Origin of the sequence: Sphingomonas sp. CCH5-D11, assembly GCF_001557395.1 — a bacterium.
Classification (GTDB): Bacteria; Pseudomonadota; Alphaproteobacteria; order Sphingomonadales; family Sphingomonadaceae; genus Sphingomonas.
In genome coordinates this window covers 1-3407 of the sequence record NZ_LSKH01000335.1, presented here as the reverse complement: position 1 = coordinate 3407, position 3407 = coordinate 1, and the positions used below count along the sequence as shown (strand labels likewise).

At 64.1% G+C, this 3407-nt stretch carries 4 protein-coding genes; all 4 read right to left on the bottom strand.

Translation table 11 applies throughout. The features are described from left to right. Positions 1 to 168: 168 nt before the first annotated feature. Positions 169 to 828 carry a CoA transferase subunit B gene (locus AX702_RS20575; RefSeq protein WP_371262907.1) on the bottom strand — a complete coding sequence of 220 codons (660 nt, stop codon included), beginning with the start codon at positions 826 to 828 and terminating at the stop codon, positions 169 to 171. Next, complete coding sequence (locus AX702_RS20570; RefSeq protein WP_066782237.1) at positions 825 to 1532, bottom strand: CoA transferase subunit A; 708 nt, start codon at positions 1530 to 1532, stop codon at positions 825 to 827. Before AX702_RS20570 ends, AX702_RS20575 begins: the two co-directional genes overlap by 4 nt. A gap of 118 nt (positions 1533 to 1650) precedes the next feature. Then, a complete protein-coding gene (locus AX702_RS20565; RefSeq protein WP_066782236.1) occupies positions 1651 to 2301 on the bottom strand; it encodes an HAD-IA family hydrolase in 651 nt (216 codons plus the stop codon). A gap of 75 nt (positions 2302 to 2376) precedes the next feature. Next, positions 2377 to 3297: an SMP-30/gluconolactonase/LRE family protein gene (locus AX702_RS20560; RefSeq protein WP_066782235.1), complete on the bottom strand. Its 921-nt coding sequence runs from the start codon at positions 3295 to 3297 to the stop codon at positions 2377 to 2379. Between the last annotated feature and the right edge of the window lie 110 nt (positions 3298 to 3407).

The window sequence follows — 3407 nt, the reverse complement described above, 5'->3', positions numbered from 1 at the left end:
GGAATGTGGCGGTTTTTGCGCGTGATCTATCCAGTTTGATTTACTGCCCAGGCGACGGGCGGGGGCCAGTTGGGGAGCAAAGCTGGTAGCCTTACCGACCTTTGCCGACGCCTTCCCACCTCGCTCCGGCCTTCGCCGGGGAGGCGCTTTTCGGGGCATTGATCAGATCTAGAGCGCGACTTCGTAGGAGGCTGTCGTCTTTGCGGCGATCTCGTCGGCGCTGACGCCGGGGGCCAGCTCCACGAGGCGGAATGCGCTCTGGTGATCCGGGCGCTGGAACACCGCCAGGTCCGTCACGATCATGTCGACCACATTCTTGCCGGTCAGCGGCAGGGTGCAGGCGGGGATGAACTTGGGGCTGCCGTCCTTCGCCACATGCTCCATGACGACGATGATCTTCTTGACGCCGGCGACGAGGTCCATCGCGCCGCCCATGCCCTTGATCATCTTGCCGGGGATCATCCAGTTGGCGATGTCGCCATTCTCGGCGACCTCCATTGCGCCCAGCACCGTCAGGTCGATGTGGCCGCCGCGGATCATCGCGAAACTCTGGTCGGAGCCGAAATAGACGCTGCTCGGCAGTTCGCTGATCGTCTGCTTGCCAGCGTTGATGAGATCGGGATCCTCTTCGCCCTCATAGGGGAAGGGGCCGATGCCGAGCATGCCATTCTCGCTTTGCAGCGTGACGGTGATCCCGGCGGGGATGTTGTTCGCCACCAGCGTCGGAATGCCGATGCCGAGGTTGACATAATAGCCGTCGCGCAGCTCCTTCGCGGCGCGCGCCGCCATCTGGTTGCGGTCCCAGCCCCTGGTCTGCCCGGTCATCATGCGTTCTCCCGCGCCCGCGTGGTGCGGAACTCGATCTTCTTGTCGTAGGGTGCGCCGACGATCATGCGTTTCACATAGATGCCGGGCAGGTGGATCGAATCCGGGTCAAGGCTGCCGACCGGGACCACCTCCTCGACCTCCGCAACGCAGACCCGGCCGGCAGTGGCCATCGGCTGGTTGAAGTTACGCGCCGTCTTGCGGAACACGAGGTTGCCCGCCTCATCGGCCTTCCAGCCCTTGATGATGCTGAGATCGGCGCGGATGCCGCGTTCGAGGATATATTCCTCTCCGTCGAACAGCTTCACTTCCTTGCCCTCGGCCACCAGGGTGCCGACGCCTGTCTTGGTGTAGAAACCGGGGATGCCGGCGCCGCCCGCACGGCAACGCTCGGCAAGCGTGCCCTGGGGGCAGAATTCGACGTCCAGTTCGCCCGACAGATACTGGCGTTCGAATTCCTTGTTCTCGCCCACGTAGGAGGAGATCATCTTCTTCACCTGACGCGTGCGCAGCAGCTTGCCGAGCCCTTCGCCGTCGATGCCGGCATTGTTGCTGGCGATCGTCAGATCCTTCACGCCGGCGGCCTGGATCGCGTCGATCAGCCGCTCGGGGATGCCGCACAGGCCGAAGCCGCCGGCGCAGATCGTCATGCCGTCATGCAGCAGGCCGTCGAGCGCCGAAGCGGTGTCCGGATAGAGCTTGTTCATGCGTGCGCCTTTCGTATCGAACGATACGAGTTAGCGCCCGGGCATGGCAGGGGCAACCGATCTGCCGGAAGCCGGATCTGGTCCGTCAGCCGATCATGCCCGGGGACAGACGGCAGGATCAGAAGGTGCCGCGTTCCACGCCGAGCGCATCGGCGAGATCGTCCAGCGCCTGCGCCTCGCCCGTAACCTTGATCGCATGCATGCCGAGCGCGGCGGCCGGCTTGCAGTTGATGCCGAGGTCATCGAGGTAGACGCAATTCGCCGCCGGCTTGCCGAGCGTGGTCAGCATCAGTTCGTAGATGCGCGGATCGGGCTTGCGGATGCCGATCTTGCTCGATTCGATCACATGATGGAAGCGGGCCATCACCTCTGCCACCTTGGCGGCCTTTTCGGCGCTGCGCGACATGCCCGCGCCCTCGCCCGCTGGCACGTTGTTGGTGATGCAGCCGATGTGATAGCCGTTGGTCTTCAGCCAATCGAGCGCGTGCACCATGCGCGGTCGGATGTCGCCGGAGAGGAGCGAAAGCACGTCCTCGCCGCGCAGCTCATGGCCGAGCACCATGGCTTCCTCGGCGAACTTGGTATCAAAGCCGGCCGCATCGATCTCGGCCCGCTCGAACAGCGCCCAGGCATTGTCATCCGGGTTGCTGGCATTGATCCGGCGGATCAGGTCATGCGGCAGCCCGCGCTCCCGCTCCAGACGGTTGAACGCTTCAAACGGCGAGGAGGTGACCACGCCACCAAAATCGAAAATCACGGTATCGCGCATGAAGCGTCCTTAGCGGGGCGAAACGGGATGGCAAATGGATGCCGGCACGATGGCCGGCATGACGGAGCGGGAGCGTCAATAAGCGAGCTTCAGGCCCGGTCGGTTCCAGCGGGTCTTCACCAGGCGACCAGTGCCGGAAAGCGTGAGATAGGCATCGCGCATATCCTCTCCGCCAAAGCAGATGTTGGTGGTGAAGACATCGTCCGTCGCGACGAACTCGACCAGCTCGCCCGCGGGCGAGATCACGCTGATGCCGCATTCGCCGATAGTCGCGACGCAGATGTTGCCCGAAGCCTCCACGGCGAGCGAATCGAAGAACTTCCAGCCGGCAGGGCGATAGACCGGCGTTCCCGCACCGCCGACCCCGGCCGACTGATCGACCTTGCCCGGCGCCGTCACGTCAAACCTCATCAGGCGGCACGTATAGGTCTCCGCCGCGTAAAGCGCCTTGCCGTCAGGTGAGAGGCCGCAGCCGTTGGGATTGTTGGACGGGAAGACGACTTCCTCCAGATGGCTGCCGTCCGCCTTGGCATAGAAGATGCCGACGACATCGTGGATGCGCTTCTTGTGATCCATCTTGCCGTGATCGGTGAACCAGAAGCCGCCGTGCGCATCGAACACCAGATCGTTGGGCCCGCGCAGCACACAGCCGAAGTCACCCGACTTGTAGAGCACTTCAACCGTGCCGGTTGCCGGGTCGATCCGCTCGATGCGGCCACCGGAATAGTTGCTGGCAATGCCGCCGGGCGCGAGCATTCCCTGGTTCTCGTGCCAGTCGAAGCCGCCGTTGTTGCAGCAATAGAGCATTCCGTCCGGGCCGAGTGCCAGGCCGTTCGGGCCGCCGCCGGGCGTGGCGATGACGCTCTTGGCGCCGTCCGGCGCAACGCGGGTGATGCGGCCGGGCTCGATCTCGACCAGCACGATGCTGCCGTCGGGCATGAACACGGGGCCCTCCGGAAAGCGCAGTCCATCCGTCACCAGCGCGAAGTCGGCCATGATCCTCTCCCTATCAATTTTGCGGCGCAGGATTGTCTAAGGCGATCGACTTATCAACTCTCTTCGATCTTTCGGGGGGTGAAGGAAGGCGCGGGTGCGCGCGGGGGGGG

Coding starts and splice junctions, on each gene's coding strand:
- AX702_RS20570 (WP_066782237.1), bottom strand. CDS start 1,532: ATGAACAAGCTCTATCCGGACACCGCTTCGGCGCTCGACGGCCTGCTG.
- AX702_RS20565 (WP_066782236.1), bottom strand. CDS start 2,301: ATGCGCGATACCGTGATTTTCGATTTTGGTGGCGTGGTCACCTCCTCG.
- AX702_RS20560 (WP_066782235.1), bottom strand. CDS start 3,297: ATGGCCGACTTCGCGCTGGTGACGGATGGACTGCGCTTTCCGGAGGGC.
- AX702_RS20575 (WP_371262907.1), bottom strand. CDS start 828: ATGATGACCGGGCAGACCAGGGGCTGGGACCGCAACCAGATGGCGGCG.